Here is a 16,512-nt window from a genome sequence, read left to right on the forward strand (position 1 = left end):
CGCTCACGAGTGTGCACCACGTCACCGACAACGAAGCGGAATCCGACGACAACTCACAGGTGAAGGGCTTCAGTTCGCGGCGGGGAGACTCCGTGCCAGGATCCCGCCGACGTCGGCCCCGTCGGGGAGCGTGCCGAAGGCGTGGCCCCAGTCGCCGCCGAGCCGGGTCGCGCAGAACGCGTCCGCCACGGCGGGCGGGGCGTGCCTGACCAGGAGGGAGGCCTGAAGGGTGAGGGCCATCCGCTCCACCAGCCGGCGGGCCCCGGACGGTGTCGCCGAGCCGAGGTCGGACCGCAGCCGCGCGACGGCCGCGTCCAGCCGGGCGTCCGCCCCCCGCGCCAGGGCGAGTTCACCGAACAGCGCCTCCGCGGTCCCCGGCTCGCGCGTCAACGCGCGCAGGACGTCCAGGGCGTTGACGTTCCCCGAGCCCTCCCAGATCGACAGCAGCGGTGCCTCGCGGTAGTGGCGGGGCATGCCGGAGTCCTCCACATAGCCGTTGCCGCCCAGGCACTCCAGTGCCTCCGCCGTGAAGGCCGGACCCCGTTTGGTCACCCAGTACTTGCCGACGGCGGTGGCGATCCGCCGGAAGGCCTGCTCAGCCCCCTGGCCGCCGTCTCCGCGCACCGCGCGGTCGGCCGCCCCGGCCAGCCGCAGCGTCAGCGTGGTCGCCGCCTCCGACTCCAGCGCCAGATCGGCCAGGACGTTGCGCATCAGCGGCTGGTCCAGCAGCCGCGCGCCGAACGCGCTCCGGTGCCGTACGTGATGACCCGCCTCGACGAGCGTCCTGCGCATCAGCGCCGCCGACATCATCACGCAGTCCAGACGGGTGCAGTTGACCATCTCGATGATGGTCTTCACCCCCTGCCCCTCCGGTCCCACCAGCCAGGCCACGGTGCCGTCGAACTCGGGCTCGGAGGACGCGTTGGAGCGGTTGCCCAGCTTGTCCTTCAGCCGCTGGATGCGGAACGTGTTGCGGGTGCCGTCCGGCAGCACCCGCGGCACCAGGAAGCAGGACAGCCCGCCCGGGGCCTGCGCCAGCACCAGGAACAGGTCGCACATCGGCGCCGACGTGAACCACTTGTGCCCGCGCAGGGTGTACACACCGGGCTCCGCCGTCGGTGAGGCCGCCGTGGTGTTCGTACGGACGTCCGAGCCGCCCTGCTTCTCGGTCATCCCCATGCCGGCCAGCAGTCCGCGCTTCTCCGTCGGCACCCGCAGCCCCGGGTCGTACTCCCGGCCGGTCAGCAGCGGCTCGTACACCTTCGCGAGCTCCGGCTGCCGGCGCAGGGCGGGGACGGCCGCGTACGTCATCGACGTCGGGCAGCCGTGCCCGGCGTCGGTGTGCCCCCACACCAGCCCGCCCGCCGTCCGCGCGACATGCGCGCCGGGCCGCCCGTCCGCCCAGGGCGCGCCCGCCTGGCCCTCGGCGACCGCCACCCGCAGCAGTTCGTGCCAGCTCGGGTGGAAGTCGACCTCGTCGACACGGTGGCCGTACCGGTCGTGCGTGCGCAGCACCGGTTCGTGCCGGTTGGCCAGCTCGCTCCACTCCTGCGCCTCGGGGCCGCCGGCCAGCAGCCCGAGCCGGCGCACGTCCGGCTCCGCCCAGCCGGCGCCCTCCCGCCGCAGCCCCTCCAGCAGGGCGGTGTCGTCGGAGGCGTCGTAGGGGGACAGCGGCGGCGGCTGATTGGCCACGTCGTGCGTGGCGTACGGCGGGGTCTGCGCGAGCGTCGAGGTCATGCCCACCATGTTGCGCTTTTCCTTCGGTCGCATCAATAGTGCAACACCATGGGGGACGTACAGTACGTGTCCATGCGGATGAACGTCTCGGCGGAACCCGGAGGGGTCGATCTGCGCCCGCTGTCCGCCCGGTCGGTGGTGCTGAGCCTGCTGCTGGGGGCGCACCCGCCCGAGCTGCCCGCGCGGGACCTGGTGCGCGGCGTGGAGCCCTTCGGGGTGGGCGGATCGACCGTGCGGGCCGCGCTCAGCAGGATGGTGGCCGCCGGTGACCTGCGGCGCACGGACACGGTCTACCGGCTCAGCGACCGGCTGCTGGAGCGGCAGCGCCGACAGGACGACGCCGTCAGTCCCGACACGCGCGCGTGGGAGGGCGACTGGGAGATGGCCGTGATCACCGCGACCGGCCGGGGCCCCGCCGAACGCGCCGACCTGCGCACCCGGTTGACCGCCCTCAGGCTCGCCGAACTCCGCGAGGGCGTCTGGCTGCGCCCCGCCAGCCTGGGCCGCCCCTGGCCCCCGGACCTGGACCAGGTCCTCCAGCGCTTCACCACCCGGCCCGCGGTGCCCGCCCGTGAGCTGGCCGCGAGCCTGTGGCCGCTCGACGCCTGGGCGGGCACGGCGAGGGCCCTGCTGGCCCACGTGGAGCGCTCACCCGGGCCGGCCGAGCGCTTCACGGCCCTGGCCGCCGTGGTACGCCACCTGCTGGCCGACCCCGTGCTGCCGCCCGCGCTGCTGCCCGCCGACTGGCCGGGCCCGGCGCTGCGCACCGCCTACGAACACCACCGCCGCACGCTCGCCGGGATCGCCCTCGGCACCCGGGCGTAGGAGCGGCGGCCGTGCGAAGCGCCGTGCGGGGGCGCTTCGTACGGCCGCCTTCACCGTGGGGGGACGGTGGGGGAGGGGCTACTTGTACGTGATGTCCGAGGACGTGTACTTGCAGTACGTCCCGTCGGCACTGGTGCCGTTCGTGCTCGGCTCCGCGCCCGTGTTGTTCCCGATGTACTTCTGGCACGGGACGATCTTCTTGCTGCCGTCGCCCACGATCGTGATCTTCTTCAGGGTCGCGCTGTCGCCGTAGTTGGTGTTGATGCCGACGAGCTTGTTGCCCGAGTAGGTCGCCTCGATGGTGTTGAGGTTGATCGTCCGCTTGTACTGCGTCGAGCAGTTGCCGCAGGAGCGGACGAAGGTGCCGAAGTTCTGCACCGCGAAGTTGGACACGTTCAGCGTGCCGGCCCCGTTGAACTGGAACACCTTGTCGCTGGCCGACCGCGCGCCCCCGCCCGAGACCGTGTACACGTTGGACGACGAGGAACCGCGGAAGGTCGCCGCGTCCTCGCCGACGTCCTCCCACCAGACGTTCTGCAACGTGCAGCTGCCCTTGCAGTGGATGCCGTCGGCGGCGGGGGCGCCGATGATGACGTTCTTGAGGACCGTGCCGGCCGCCAGTTCCAGGATCGGACCCTGGTCCTCGTCCTGGCTGCCGCTGCCGAGGTCGCCGGTGCCGTAGAGGCGGATCATCCCGTAGTCCTTGGTGCCGGACAGCGAGATGGTGGAGGAGACCGCCTGGCTGCCGGTGGCGGTGGGCCAGGTGGCCGCGCTCGCCGGGGTCAGCGTGCCGCTCGCCATGATCATGCCAACAGACATGCCGAGGGCGGCCAGCGCGCCCGTCAGTGCGCGCGTTCGGGCGCGCGGACGTACCGAAGAAGTCATGTCCCGATTCCTTCTTCCTCGTTGGGGGGTGGTCAGAGCTTTCCGGAGCCCGCGCCGGACGTCACCGAGGCGACGACCGTCGAGGCGGGCTCGGCGGTGTAGCTGTAGGGCGGCTTGGTGAAGGTCCCCACCCGCGACACCTCGGTCGCGGCTCCGCCGAGGTCGTTGCCGGTGAGGTTGGCGTAGCCGTCCACGTCGCTGTCCCGGCTGGTGGTCACGGCGACCAAGGTCGAGCGGAAGACGTTGTTCTCGACCAGCATCTGGGCGCCCATGCGTGAATGGACCGCCGTCTCGGCGCCGACGACGTAGTTGTCGTAGAAGTGCCCGGTGCCGAACCGCAGACTGGGGATGCGCGAGTAGACGTTGCTGAACAGGTTGTGGTGGTACGTCACCCTCAAGTGCCCGGTGTCCTCACTCGCGTTGTTGTCGCTGTGACCGACGAGTGAGCCCTTGAAGTGGTCCTTGAAGGTGTTCCAGGACACCGTCACGTAGTCCGAGGCGTGGTTGATGTCCAGCAGACCGTCGTAGTAGTCCTTGTCGTGGTCGCGGTCCGCCGAGAAGGAGTTGTGGTCGATCCACACCTTGGTCGAGGCCTGGACCTCGATGCCGTCGGCCGGCTTCAGCGGCTTGCTGATGTTCAGATTGCGGATGACGACGTTGGTCACCTTCTTCAGCCGCAGCCCGCCTCCGGTGAACCCGGACGACGAACCGACGCCCAGGACCGTCGTGTTGGAGCCGATGTCGACCTGACCGCTCAGCGTGATCAGGCCGTTGACCTTCACGACCTTCGAAGTGCCGCCGGTCACCGCCGCCTTGAACGCGTCCAGCGTCGAGACGGTGACCGCCGTGGCGCTCCCGCCCCCGGTCGTCCCGGCGCCGAACCCGACCGGTGAGGTGTCGGCCGCGCCGGCCGGCTGGGGGAGGGCGAGCACCGCCGTCGCGGCGAGAGCGGCGCCGGCCGCGACGAGAGCGGACCTTTGCGCCTGTGTACGTGGGGGGCCTGTACGCATGCGGATGCGTCCCTTCGCTGAGGTGGGGAGAACGCATATGTGAACGTGGTTCTTGTGACTGAACTTCAAAATGCCGACAGTGCGACCTTTGGGGGATCTTGCGGAGCGGCTCGGTCACACTGCTGAACGGAACGTAGAGGGCAAGCGCTTTCTAGTCAACGCTTTGCGCAGAACGCGCCGTCGTACGCGAATGCCGTGGGAGCGCTTCCATGGGGAGCGTGCGCATGCCACCATGCGAGGCGGACTCCACGTACGACGTCCCCCGAGCCCCCACCAGAAAGGGACAAGCGCGTGTCCGACTTCTTACGGAGAGCGCTGCGTTCGTTGGGGGGAGCCCTCGCGCTCCTGCTCGCCGCAGCCCTCCTCGCCGCCCCCGCCGCCGTGGCCCGCCCGCAGGCCGCGGCACCCGTGCCGACCGCCACCCTCACCGAGGTCACCGACTTCGGCGCCAACCCCAGCGGTCTGCGGATGTACGTCTACGTGCCGGCGAGCGTCACCGCGCACCCGGCCGTCCTGGTCGCCGTGCACTGGTGCACCGGATCCGGCCCCGACATGTACAACGGCACCGAGTACGACACGCTGGCCGACCAGTACGGGTACATCGTGGTCTACCCGTCGGTCACCCGCAGCAGCAAGTGCTTCGACGTCTCCTCGCCCCAGGCCCTCAAGCGCGGCGGCGGCAGCGATCCCGTCGGCATCAGGTCCATGGTCGACTGGGTGACCGCGAACTACGCCGCCGACACCGGCCGGGTCTACGCCACCGGCATCTCCTCGGGCGCGATGATGACCAACGTCCTGCTCGGCGACTACCCGGACGTCTTCGCGGCGGGCGCCGCCTTCTCCGGCGTCCCCTTCGGCTGCTTCGCCACCACCGACGGCTCCGAGTGGAACAGCGCCTGCTCGGGCGGCACGGTGATCCGCACCGCGCAGGAGTGGGGCGACATCGCCCGCGCCGCCTACCCCGGGTACACCGGCACCAGGCCCCGGATGCAGCTCTGGCACGGCACCGAGGACGACGTGCTGCGCTACCCCAACTTCGGGGAGGAGGTCAAGCAGTGGACGAACGTGCGGGGCGTCGGGCAGACACCGGCCGCCACGGACGCGCCGCAGTCCGGCTGGACCCGCACCCGTTACGGCGGCACCGGTGACCAGGCCCCGGTGGAGGCGATCAGCCTCCAGGGCATCGGCCACAACCTGTACACGTACGGCATGGCGGCCCGCGTGCTCACCTTCTTCGGCCTCGACAGCGGCGGCCCGGCACCCCAGCCCCAGCCCGGCGGCTGCAGGGTGACCGTCACGACCAACGCCTGGAACACCGGACTGACCGCCTCGGTGACCGTCACCAACACCGGCACCACCACCGTCAACGGCTGGCAGCTCGCCTTCACCCTGCCCTCCGGCCAGACCGTCACCAACGGCTGGGGCGCCACGTACACCCCGGCCTCCGGGGCGGTGACGGCGACGAACGCGTCGTACAACGCCACCATCGCCCCGAACGCGAGCGTCAGCATCGGCTACCAGGCGAACCACACGGGCAACAGCGCGGCACCGGGTGCGTACACCCTCAACGGTGCCGCCTGCACCGTGGGCTGAGAAACGGAGAGCCCCGGTGGCCTATTCCGCCTCTCCCCGGGCCTGACCGGCACCGGTCGGCGGCGTCGCCGTCCCCGGTGCCGAACCACCCTTCGCCGGAAGGTGGTTGAAGACCAGGTTGAGCACGATCGCCGTCAGGCAGCCCGCGCTGATACCGCTGTTCATGATCGTCTGGAACCAGTCGGGGAACTTCTCGTAGACCGCCGGCACCCCGACCGGCAGCATGCCGACGGCCACGGACACGGCGACCACGGTGAGGTTGTGGTTGTCCTGGAAGTCGACCCGGGCCAGGGTGCGCAGTCCGCTCGCGGCGACCGTCCCGAACATCACCAGCCCCGCGCCGCCGAGCACCGGCGCGGGCACGGCCGCCACCACCGCGCCCGGCTTGGGCAGCAGCCCCAGCAGGACGAGGATGCCGCCGGCGGTGGCCACGACCCAGCGGCTGCGCACCCGGGTCATCCCGACCAGGCCGACGTTCTGCGCGTACGCCGTGTAGGGGAAGGTGTTGAACACACCGCCCAGGACGGTGGACAGGCCGTCGGCGCGCAGTCCGTCGGCGAGGGAGCGCGGCTCGACCCCGCGGCCGGTCATCTCGCCGACCGCGATCAGGTCACCGGTCGTCTCCGTCATCGTCACCAGCGCCACCACCAGCATCGACACGATCGCCGAGGCCTCGAAGGAGGGCGCCCCGAAGTGGAACGGCGTGCTGATCCCCAGCCAGTCGGCGTCCTGGACCCCGCCGAAGTCGGTGAACCCGAACGGCACCGCGACCACGAGCCCCACCGCGATGCCGATCAGCACCGCGATCCGGCTCAGGAACGCGGGCGCGAACCGCTGCACCCCCAGCACCACGGCGAGGACGAACGCGGCCAGCGCGAGGTTCTTCGGCTCCCCGAAGTCCTTCGAACCGGCCCCACCCACCGCCCAGTTGCCCGCGACCGGCAGCAGCGAGAGACCGATGACGAGGATCACCGTGCCGGTGACGAGGGGCGGGAAGAACCGCAGCAGCCGGCCGAACACTGGGGCCAGCAGGACGATCGCGAGCCCCGCGACGATCACCGAGCCGTAGATCGCGGGCAGCCCGCCGCCCGTCGTCCCGATCAGCACCATCGGCGACACGGCGGCGAACGTACAGCCCTGCATGATCGGCAGCCGTACGCCGAAGCGCCAGAACCCGACGCACTGGATCAGCGTGGCGATCCCGCACACCAGCAGATCGGCCGTGATCAGATACGCCAGATCGGCGGGTGACAGCTTCATCGCCCCGCCCACGATCAGCGGCACGGCCACCGCGCCGGCGTACATCGCGAGCACGTGCTGCAGGCCGAAGGCCGCCAACTGCCGTACGGGGGGCACCTCGTCGACGGGGTGAACGGGTGCGGTCGTGGCCATGGGCACTCCTGGGCGGGGACACATCCGAACAGCACGGGACGGTACGGGGATTAAACAGAATGTTGATTTCCGAGCTGTTGCCGCTACGTGCAATCGTCAGCGATCTCTGCCCGGCCCGCCGCCGTCCGCAACGCCGCCCAGTCCGGCAGTTTCACCGCACCCCGCCCCAGCGAGGCCCCCAGCTCCGCCTCGGCCCGCTCGATCGCCAGCCACCCCTGCCACCCGACCGGCTCGGCCCCCGCCGCCCGCAGCGGCGGCAGCACATCCTCCGGAACCGGCTTCCGTACGAGCAGGGAGGCGTCCTCCAGCAGCGAGGTCACCGTCTCCTTCGCGCACGGCCGGTTGGTGCCGATGACCCCGGTCGGGCCCCGCTTGATCCAGCCCGCCACGTACTCGCCCGGCGCCGGCGCGCCCGCGCGCACCACCCGCCCGGCCGTATGCGGCACGGTGCCCCGCGCGGTGTCGAACGGCAGCCCCTCCAGCGGCACCCCGCGATAGCCCACCGACCGCAGCACCAACTGCGCCTCGACGTCCTCGTGGCGGCCGGTGCCCGTGACGCCGCCCCGGCCGTCGGGTGCGGTCCGCTCGAACCGCACCCCGCCCACCCGGCCCCCGTCGGCGAGCAGTTCGACGGGCCGCAGGAAGAAGCGGAGCCGGATCCGCCGCCGTACGTCCCGCGGGGGCAGGGCCGTCCAGCCGCGCAGCACCTCCACATTGCGGCGCTGTGCCGCCGGCAGCCCGGACGGATCGCCGTAGGCCGGGTCGAGCGCCAGCTCCGCCTCGTCCACCAGCACGTCCGTGTCCGGCAGCGCGCCGAGCTCCCGCAGCTCCTTGGTGGTGAACCGGGCCTGGGAGGGGCCGCGCCGGCCCACCGTGTGGATGTCCGTGACCCCGCTCGCGGCCAGCGCGGTCAGCGCGGCCTGGGGCATGTCGGTGGGGCTCAGCTCGGCCGCGCCGCGCGCCAGGATCCGGGTGACGTCCACCGCGACGTTCCCCACGCCGACCACGACCGCCGAGCGGACGCCCCGCAGAAAGCCCTCGCCGGGCGCGTCCGGATGCGCGCTGTACCAGGAGACGAACTCCGTCGCCGACCAGCTGCCCGGCAGCTCCTCGCCCGGAATGCCCAGCCGGCGGTCGGCCGCCGCGCCCACGCAGTACACCACCGCGTGGTACAGCTCACGCAGCCGGGCGACCGGCACACCGCCCGCGCCGACCTCGACCCCGCCGAGGAACCGCACCCGCTCGTGCTCCAGCACCGTGCGCAGGTTCCCCTGGAGCGACTTGATCTTCTCGTGGTCGGGGGCCACGCCGTACCGCACCAGGCCGTACGGGCACGGCAGCCGGTCCAGGACGTCGACCAGCACCTCGGGATCCCGCTGGACGAGGCTCTGGGCGGTGTAGACCCCGCTCGGCCCGGATCCGACGACGGCGACACGCAGCACGGCGTGACTCCTTACCCGCACGACACCCGTGCGACGGAGGAGATCGCTGGTGCCTCCAGCATCGCACCGTGGACGCTCCGCTGACAGGGTGCCGTCACTCCGGCCCGCGTGCGTGTCCGTTCGTATGGAAAGTGATCATGCGGTTACGTTGCGTGTGTGCTAGAAGCATCCTTCCTTAATCTTTCTGATCGTTCCGCCGAGGACGGGACCGTGTCCGTGCGGCCGGCGTGGGAGCTGCGGGAGAGCGGCGACTCCGCCGTGACCTGGTTCGACGTCCGGCTCGCCTTCGCCGACGGGGCCGGCGTGGACCTGCTGGCCGTGGTGTCCGAGGACTGCGTGTCCATCGAGGACGTCCACGCCCGGCCGCCCCTGTCCCTCGTCGACCTGGCGGAGCTCGCGGACTGGATCGAGGGCCCGCTCCTCGACAGGTGCGCGGGTGGCGCCGGGGCGGAGGCCGAGGAGGTCACCGACGGGCCGGGCGGTCCCCGCCGCGCCCGTCCGGCCTGGCCGAGCGGCCGCGAGGGGCGTCGGCTGATCGCCCGGGAGTACCGTGCGGCCCAGCGGGAGGGCGGGGACCCCGTCCTCGCGGTGATGTGCGCGACGGGGCACAGCCGGCGCAGGTCCCTGCGTCTGATCGCCCAGGCCCGGGACGCGGGCTATCTGACGCCGCGTCACGCGAAGCGGTGAGCCGGGGCCGGGGGCCCGGTCCCGGTCAGCCCATCTGCCGCATCCGGGTGATCTCGCTCGTCTGCTGGGCCACGACGTCGTCCGCCATCTCCTCGATCCGCAGGTTGTTGCCCTGCGCCTTGACCTCGGTGGCCATGGTGATCGCGCCCTCGTGATGCGTGATCATCAGGCTGAGGAAGAGGGTGTCGAAGGCCTTGCCGTGCGCCGCGCGCAGCTTCTTCAGCTGGGCCTCGCTCGCCATCCCGGGCATCGCGGTGTGGTCGTGCGGATCGCCGGTCTCGGCCTTGTCGTACGACCCGAGCCAGGCCTTCATCGCCTCGATCTCCGGTCCCTGCGCGGCCGCGATGCGCAGCGCGAGGCGTTCGACGTCGGCCGACTCGGCCCGCTCCGGAACGAGTCCGGTCATCTCCAGTGCCTGGGCGTGGTGCCGGATCATCATCCGGGCGTACGACACGTCCGCCGAGTTGGGGGTGTCGTCCTCGGCCCGCTGCTCGGCCGCCTCCTGGGCGGAGAGCGTCCGGTTGCCCTCGCCCGGCTTGCCCGGCGCGATCACCGAAGGGCCGCTTGCCGAGGCCGACTTGTCCTGCGTACCGGAGTCGCAGCCCGCGAGGGCGAGCACGAGCAGCGCGGCCGCGGCGGCGAGGGATGCGCGGCGGTGGGACACAACAACCTCCAGAGGCACGGGAGTTGGAATATTCGCACTACCCAGCGGAGAGATTCATTACGTCTGCGTTGCCAGCCCTTGATATGTGCATGATGAAGACGATACTTCAGGGGACCGTGAACCGTTCCACAGGAACGGCCAACGAGGGAGGACGCAGTGACCCTGTTGAACGATCCCCGAACGCGGCGCAGACGGCTCGGCGCCGCCGCCGCCTGTACCGGGCTCCTGGCCGCGCTGCTCACGGCGGTCCCGGCTGCCGCCACCCCCGACCCGGGGGACGGGCCGGCCGCGGAGCGCGAGATCTCCCGAAGCGCCCAGGCCGGGGCCGCCGCCGCGATCGCGGACGGCGAGATACCCGGACAGGACGAGATCGTCCACTCCGACAACATCGAGCACCTCACCAACATCCCCAAGGACGCGCTGTCCGGCATCAATTCGGACCTCGCCTTCCAGGGGAAGTACGCCTTCGCCGGCAACTACGACGGCTTCCGCATCTTCGACATCAGCAACCCGAAGTCCCCGAAGACCGTCTCCCAGGTGCTCTGCCCCGGCTCGCAGAACGACATCTCCGTCTCCGGAGACCTGCTCTTCCTCTCCACCGACTCCTCGCGCAGCGACAGCAGTTGCAACAGCACCACGCAGCCCGCGACCGAGAAGTCGTCCTGGGAGGGCATGAAGGTCTTCGACATCAGCGACAAGCAGAACCCCAAGTACGTCGCCGCCGTCGAGACCGCCTGCGGCTCGCACACCCACAGCCTGGTGCCCGAGCGCAAGAACGTCTACATCTATGTCTCCTCGTACTCGCCCAGCGCCAGCTACCCCGACTGCCAGCCCCCGCACGACGGCATCTCCGTCATCAAGGTGCCGCGCAAGGCGCCCGAGACGGCGGCGGTCGTGAACTTCCCCGTCCTCTTCCCGGGCGAGGGCCCGGACGGCGGCGGCAACCCCGGCTCGCCCACCAACCCGGGCGTGTCCAAGACCACCGGCTGCCATGACATCACGGTGCTCCCGGAGAAGGACCTCGCGGCCGGCGCCTGCATGGGCGACGGCATCCTCTTCTCCATCAAGGACCCGGAGAACCCCAAGGTCATCGACCAGGTGCAGGACAACGTGAACTTCGCGTTCTGGCACTCGGCGACCTTCAACCAGAAGGCGAACAAGGTCGTCTTCACCGACGAACTGGGCGGCGGCGGAGCGGCCACCTGCAACGCGGCGATCGGCCCGAACCGCGGCGCCGACGGCATCTACGACATCGTCGGCAAGGGCGACAAGCGCAAGCTCGTCTTCCGCAGCTACTACAAGATCCCCCGCCACCAGGCGGACACCGAGAACTGCGTCGCCCACAACGGCTCGCTGATCCCGGTCAAGGGCAAGGACATCATGGTCCAGGCCTGGTACCAGGGCGGCGTCTCGGTCTGGGACTTCACCGACTCCTCCGCCCCGAAGGAGATCGCCTGGTTCGAGCGCGGCCCGGTCAGCACGACGACGCTGTCGGTCGGCGGCGCGTGGTCGGCGTACTACTACAACGGCTACATCTACTCCAACGACATCACCAAGGGCTTCGACGTGCTGAAGCTCAGCGACCGGCGCACGGATCCGGCCCAGCGGATCCACCTGCGGGAGCTCAACGTCCAGACCCAGCCGGACTACTTCGACTGATCCCCGCCGGACTCGGCGGACGGCTCCGTCGCGAAGAAGCGCGACAGATCCGCGTCGCACCTCCCGCCGGGCGCCTCGGCGTCCGGCGGGACCCCCGACTCCCAGTCCAGCCGGTAGCGTTCGAACAGCTCCGCGCGCAACGTGGCCAGCGGCAACGGCACGTTGGGCAGCACCAGCGCGTACACGGCGCCCATGAGCTGGGAACGCAGCATCGGATAGTCGTGGTCGACGTCCCGCGAGCCGTGCCGGGCGGAGGTCTCCCGTAGCAGCTCGGCCAGCCGCTGCTGCTCAGGGCACTGCACGAACCCCTCGGCCTGGAGCAGCCCGGCCATGTGCTGACGCATCAGCACCGGACGGTCCCGGGCCAGTTGGAGGATCGCGTCGATGGCCCGCGCCATCCGCTCCCGGCCGTCCTCGGTGCACGGCTCCCGCTCCAGGGCCTCCTCGAGCGTACGGTGCATCAGCCGGTGCACCGCCGACTGCACCAACTGCCGCTTGCCGGGGAAGTAGTACGACACCAGCCCCCGGGCCGAACCCGCCCGGTCCGCGATGTCGCCGAGCGTCGTCGCCTCGTATCCCCGCTCGCTCACCAGCTCCAGGGCCGCCTGCAACAGCCGCTCCCGCGAACGCCGCCGCAATTCTTCATTGACCGAGGCGCTGCGCGGGGACATCCTGTAACTCCTGCGTTGACTGGCTATCAGCCAACTATACTCAGGGCATCCCGGACAGCTCCGCACGGAGCGGATCCGGGCTGCCGCCCGCTCTGGGCGACGCGGGGGATCGTCCAGAGTGGGCGCGCCTCCGCCCCGATGGTGGCCTCGGGCTACCGACCTGTGAAGGTGCGGCGGCCCGGCTCGGGCCTGCCGGCCCGGCTACCGCTTCCCCGCCTCCCGGCCGCGGCCCACCAGGTCCAGGACCGGGCGCAGTCCGTCCGGCCGTTCGGCCGCCGGGAGATGGTCCACGAAGTGCACCGCGCAGCCCAGCGCCGCCGCCCCGCCGTCCGCCCGCCGGTCGTCCCCGACCATCAGGGCCGCGCGCGGATCGACCCCGAGGGCCTCGCAGGCCACCGCGAACAGCCGGGGGTCCGGTTTCTGCACCCCGTGCTCGTACGACAGCACATACGTGTCGACGAACCGGTCGAGCCCGTGCTCGCGGAACACCGGCCGCAGGTCCCAGCCGATGTTGCTGACCACGCCCACCCCGATCCCCGACTCCCGCAGCCCGCTCAGTACTTCGAGGGCGTCGGGGTACGGCGCCCAGGCCGCCGGGGTCATGTGCCGGTCGTACAGCGCGTCGTGCAGCCCCGGGTCCGGCAGGGCCACCTGACGGGACAGCCCGGTGTACGCCGCCCGGTGCGCCGCGGCACTCTCGTCCCGCACCCGCCACACCCCGGCCACCTCCTCGGGCACCCGTCCCGGACTCGCCCCGCCCGGCAGCGCCCCGGCCACCTCCAGTGCCCGGGCGGTGGCGGCCACCTCTTCCTCCGGCAGCCCGGCCCCGGCCTCCTCCAGCACGGCACGCAACCAGGCCTCGGCGGACTCGACCCGGAAGAGGGTCCCGGAGAAGTCGAACAGAACGGCGCTCATGCGCTCGATCCTAGGAACCCGGAGGATCTCGCGGGGCCATGTTCCACAAGAGGGGCAGCTCCTCCTCGCAGAAGACACAGACGTACACCCCTTCCCGCACCACGTTGATCTCCCGGCACCGCTCGCAGCGCCGGAACACCAGGGCGTGGGTGAACCCGTCGGGCCGCGCGACGCCCGCCCGGTCCAGGGCCGCCGCGACCGCCGGCCAGCAGTCGGGGTCGGGGCAGTAGCCGGTGGACTGGTTGCTGACCTCGTGGACCTCCCAGCCGCGCCCGGTGCGGCTGAACGAGATCTCACCCGCGCCGAGCACGGCCCCGCCGCCCGCACAGGCCACGTGCTCGCTGCGCCGAGGGGCCAGGCGCAGCCATCCGTCCAGCCCGACGACGTACGTGTACGGCTCCTCGTCCTGCGCCGCGAACGCGGTCAGGCCGGCGAGGTCGCGCACGGCGTACCCCTCGGCGCCCGCTGGGACGGCCCGCCGGATGTCCTCCGGCCCGACGTAGGGGTACGGCCCGCCGGAGGGGTACGGCCCGCCGGAGGGGTACGGCGGCACGCTCACGGGTGCCGGCGCCGGTGCGCCATGACGGCCACCACCACCAGCAGGGCGCCCAGCAGCCAGCCGCCGAGGACGTCCGAGGGCCAGTGGACGCCCAGCCAGATCCGGGTCAGGCCCACGCCGACCACGGAGACGACCGCCACCGTCACGGCCGCACGCCATACCGGGCGGCTCACGCCGTGGCGGTGCAGGAGCCACAGGAGGAGGCCCAGGACCACCGTGGCGGTCAGGGCGTGGCCGGAGGGATACGCCTGGTAGTGGGCGGAGTCGACGGGGTCGGGCCAGACCGGGCGGTCGCGGTCGACCGCCGCCTTCAGGCCCTGCTGGACCAGCGTCCCCACCGCCGACGTGACCACCAGCCAGCCCGCCGTCCACCAGGCCGCGTACCGCCACACCAGCCAGAGGGCCGCCGCGGCCCCCAGCAGTCGCATCGTCACCGGATCCCACACCCAGTCCGTGAGGATGCGGCAGACATGCGTGAAGCCGGGCTCGGCCAGGGCCCAGCGGTGGGTCGTGCGGGCGAGGTCGCCGTCGACGGACATCAGGGGGTGCCACTCGGCCGCGACCAGGACGAGAAGGACGACCGAGCACAGGCCGAGGACCGCGGCGAGGCGGGCGGCCGTGCGCTGGGCCGGCGGACGGTGCGGGGAGTCGACGGACCGGGTGTGCATGATGCGATCCTCGCCGACCCGGGGGGTCAGAGGCCAACCCGGGGCGTCAGGGGGGGGCGGGCCCGGGGGCATCCTCAGCCCAGTGCCCTCAGCCCCGGTACCAGGGCCACCAGCACCGGGATCACGGGTACCAGTGAGGCTGCCGCGGTCAGGCGCAGTCTGCGGGCCGTGGGGAGCCGGTCCGGGGGTGTGAGGAGGCGGTGCACCCGCTGCGGGACATGGGCCTGGGGGGTGGGGGACGGGCCGAACACCCCGCGGTCCTCGTTGAGCTCGACCAGGGCCAGCGCGGTGGTCAGCCGGCCGAACCGCCGGGACGCCATGTCGTCGGCGGCCAGTTCCACCAGCCGGTGCATCTCGTCGCGGAACGCCGCGAACACCGGTACCTGCGGGAACCCGGTGGCCAGCGCGGACGACGAGTGCAGCAGCCAGTGGTGCCGGGCCTGCGCGTGACCCTGCTCGTGCGCGAGCAGGGCATCCAGCTGGCGCCCCTTCAGGCGCTGCAACGCTGCCGTGGTGACGACGAGTTGGGGTGCCGCACCCGGTAGCCACCAGGCGTCGGGCCGCTCGCCCTCCAGGACGACGAGCCGTCCCGCCGCCGACTCCTCACCCGGCAACAGCGGTGCGCGCAGCCGCAGTTCGGCCCGGCGGGTCCGACTGCGGGTCCGGGCACGCGCCACCTCCCGTACCAGCATCGCCCCGCTCCACAGCCCGGCACCGGCCAGCGCCACCGCGGTGGCAGCCGCCCAGGGGCCGGTCGGGCCAAGCGTGTAGGCATCCACGACTGCCCGCGGCGCCGGAGCGAAGACATGCCCGCGTACCGCCTGCCAGGCCGCCGCCGCGCTGAGCGTCATCGACAGCGCACAGCACAGCAGGACCGCCGCCACCACGCACTGCCACGCCCACAGGGCGACCACCGGTTCACGGTCCGGCCAGTCGGCCCGGGCGAGCAGCCGGGGCGCCCCGACCGCGGCCAGGGCGCCGAGCAGCAGCAGGACCGCGGGGACCATCATGAGCAGCACCCTATGAGCGGCTCACCGCTCAGGGGTACGGCTTGTCCCGGCAAAGTGACGCAGGCCACGGCCGAGTTGGGTGCAGCCGGGCCTCACATGGTCAGCAGCATCGCCACCATCCCGATCCCCATCGACAGCCGGCACGCCCGCGCCAGCTCGGGACGGTCGCTCCAGCCGAGGGCGCCCCCGGCGGACCCGGGAACGCTCCCGGCCCCACCGCCCCCGCCGGCCACGGACGCCCCCGTCGCCGGCAGCAGCCGCGCCCCCGAGAGGAGGACGTATCCGGCGAAGTACAGCAGCAGCACGCCCGTGAGGAGCGGGACGCCCGAGGCGGCCGCGCCGTGCGCGTGCGCGTGGGACGGCGAGAGGGCCGTCGCGACCGCCATGTAGACCATCGCCGAGGTGCCCACCAGGTGATGCAGATGATGGGTGTGCGTACGCGCCGCCCACAGGGCCCGCAGCGCGGCCGCGCCGAACACCGCCGCATACGCGGGCCAGGCCCACGGGGGCGGGGTGAACACCGGCGGCGGCACCGCCATCACCGCCATCCCGAACCCCATGAGCGCCTCGCCGCCGGCGGCTCTGCGCTGTTCCTCCACATGGCTGCGCATCCGCAGCAGACAGTAGGCACCGGTCGCCGTACACAGCGTGACCAGCAGCCAGCCGGGCGAAGTCGGTCCGTGCACGCGCACCTCCCCGCTCGACGGTCGCGTCGAGAGTTGCGATGCCCACGGCACGCGGCGCGCACGCGGCGCAACGATGTACACGGGGAGCACTCGAGGGAGCACGCCGGGT

The 16,512-nt window shown here is 72.0% G+C and carries 16 protein-coding genes; 4 read left to right on the forward strand and 12 right to left on the reverse strand.

Annotation, left to right across the window (positions count from 1 at the left end; translation table 11 throughout):
- Positions 1 to 69: 69 nt before the first annotated feature.
- Positions 70 to 1,737 carry a DNA alkylation response protein gene (locus AQJ64_RS32390; protein ID WP_055637066.1) on the reverse strand — a complete coding sequence of 556 codons (1,668 nt, stop codon included), beginning with the start codon at positions 1,735 to 1,737 and terminating at the stop codon, positions 70 to 72.
- Positions 1,738 to 1,809: 72 nt separating this feature from the next.
- Between AQJ64_RS32390 and AQJ64_RS32395 the strand changes: the two genes are divergently transcribed.
- Positions 1,810 to 2,562: a PaaX family transcriptional regulator C-terminal domain-containing protein gene (locus tag AQJ64_RS32395; protein WP_055637065.1), complete on the forward strand. Its 753-nt coding sequence runs from the start codon at positions 1,810 to 1,812 to the stop codon at positions 2,560 to 2,562.
- Between the two features lie 78 nt (positions 2,563 to 2,640).
- Here AQJ64_RS32395 and AQJ64_RS32400 read toward each other — a convergent pair whose 3' ends face one another.
- Positions 2,641 to 3,447 carry a pectate lyase gene (locus AQJ64_RS32400; RefSeq protein ID WP_055637064.1) on the reverse strand — a complete coding sequence of 269 codons (807 nt, stop codon included), beginning with the start codon at positions 3,445 to 3,447 and terminating at the stop codon, positions 2,641 to 2,643.
- 32 nt (positions 3,448 to 3,479) lie between these two features.
- Entirely contained in the window at positions 3,480 to 4,457 is a 978-nt protein-coding gene (locus AQJ64_RS32405; protein ID WP_055637063.1) for a pectate lyase family protein, read from the reverse strand.
- Between the two features lie 291 nt (positions 4,458 to 4,748).
- Here AQJ64_RS32405 and AQJ64_RS32410 point away from each other — a divergent pair, with 291 nt between their 5' ends.
- Entirely contained in the window at positions 4,749 to 6,050 is a 1,302-nt protein-coding gene (locus tag AQJ64_RS32410; RefSeq protein WP_055637062.1) for an extracellular catalytic domain type 1 short-chain-length polyhydroxyalkanoate depolymerase, read from the forward strand.
- Positions 6,051 to 6,071: 21 nt separating this feature from the next.
- On the opposite strand, the gene AQJ64_RS32415 is transcribed toward AQJ64_RS32410, so the two are convergent.
- A complete protein-coding gene (locus tag AQJ64_RS32415) occupies positions 6,072 to 7,442 on the reverse strand; it encodes a nucleobase:cation symporter-2 family protein (protein ID WP_055637061.1) in 1,371 nt (456 codons plus the stop codon).
- Between the two features lie 83 nt (positions 7,443 to 7,525).
- Positions 7,526 to 8,884, reverse strand: coding sequence for an FAD-dependent oxidoreductase (locus AQJ64_RS32420; RefSeq protein ID WP_059203222.1), 1,359 nt, complete (start codon positions 8,882 to 8,884; stop codon positions 7,526 to 7,528).
- A gap of 210 nt (positions 8,885 to 9,094) precedes the next feature.
- On the opposite strand from AQJ64_RS32420, the gene AQJ64_RS32425 reads away from it, so the two are divergent.
- Positions 9,095 to 9,571, forward strand: a complete 477-nt coding sequence (locus AQJ64_RS32425) for a DUF6214 family protein (protein WP_055632630.1) — start codon at positions 9,095 to 9,097, stop codon at positions 9,569 to 9,571.
- 25 nt (positions 9,572 to 9,596) lie between these two features.
- On the opposite strand, the gene AQJ64_RS32430 is transcribed toward AQJ64_RS32425, so the two are convergent.
- Complete coding sequence (locus AQJ64_RS32430; protein WP_055632631.1) at positions 9,597 to 10,235, reverse strand: DUF305 domain-containing protein; 639 nt, start codon at positions 10,233 to 10,235, stop codon at positions 9,597 to 9,599.
- A gap of 156 nt (positions 10,236 to 10,391) precedes the next feature.
- On the opposite strand from AQJ64_RS32430, the gene AQJ64_RS32435 reads away from it, so the two are divergent.
- Positions 10,392 to 11,894 (forward strand): LVIVD repeat-containing protein, encoded by a 1,503-nt coding sequence (locus AQJ64_RS32435; RefSeq protein ID WP_055632632.1) that lies wholly within the window; start codon positions 10,392 to 10,394, stop codon positions 11,892 to 11,894.
- Here AQJ64_RS32435 and AQJ64_RS32440 read toward each other — a convergent pair.
- From AQJ64_RS32440 to AQJ64_RS32465, 6 genes are all read right to left on the reverse strand, one after another.
- The gene (locus AQJ64_RS32440; RefSeq protein WP_055632633.1) at positions 11,882 to 12,565 is read right to left on the reverse strand and encodes a TetR/AcrR family transcriptional regulator; all 684 of its coding nucleotides are present in this window, start codon (positions 12,563 to 12,565) and stop codon (positions 11,882 to 11,884) included. The genes AQJ64_RS32435 and AQJ64_RS32440 overlap by 13 nt on opposite strands.
- Before the next feature lie 201 nt (positions 12,566 to 12,766).
- A complete protein-coding gene (locus AQJ64_RS32445) occupies positions 12,767 to 13,480 on the reverse strand; it encodes an HAD family hydrolase (protein WP_055632634.1) in 714 nt (237 codons plus the stop codon).
- Positions 13,481 to 13,490: 10 nt separating this feature from the next.
- Positions 13,491 to 14,039, reverse strand: coding sequence for a hypothetical protein (locus AQJ64_RS32450; protein WP_244902702.1), 549 nt, complete (start codon positions 14,037 to 14,039; stop codon positions 13,491 to 13,493).
- Positions 14,036 to 14,707, reverse strand: coding sequence for a phosphatase PAP2 family protein (locus AQJ64_RS32455; protein WP_059203224.1), 672 nt, complete (start codon positions 14,705 to 14,707; stop codon positions 14,036 to 14,038). Before AQJ64_RS32455 ends, AQJ64_RS32450 begins: the two co-directional genes overlap by 4 nt.
- 74 nt (positions 14,708 to 14,781) lie before the next feature.
- Positions 14,782 to 15,717 carry a M56 family metallopeptidase gene (locus tag AQJ64_RS32460; RefSeq protein WP_059203236.1) on the reverse strand — a complete coding sequence of 312 codons (936 nt, stop codon included), beginning with the start codon at positions 15,715 to 15,717 and terminating at the stop codon, positions 14,782 to 14,784.
- A gap of 92 nt (positions 15,718 to 15,809) precedes the next feature.
- Positions 15,810 to 16,403: a DUF5134 domain-containing protein gene (locus tag AQJ64_RS32465; protein WP_059203225.1), complete on the reverse strand. Its 594-nt coding sequence runs from the start codon at positions 16,401 to 16,403 to the stop codon at positions 15,810 to 15,812.
- Between the last annotated feature and the right edge of the window lie 109 nt (positions 16,404 to 16,512).

Source organism: Streptomyces griseoruber (assembly GCF_001514205.1).
GTDB classification, from domain to species: domain Bacteria; phylum Actinomycetota; class Actinomycetes; order Streptomycetales; family Streptomycetaceae; genus Streptomyces; species Streptomyces griseoruber.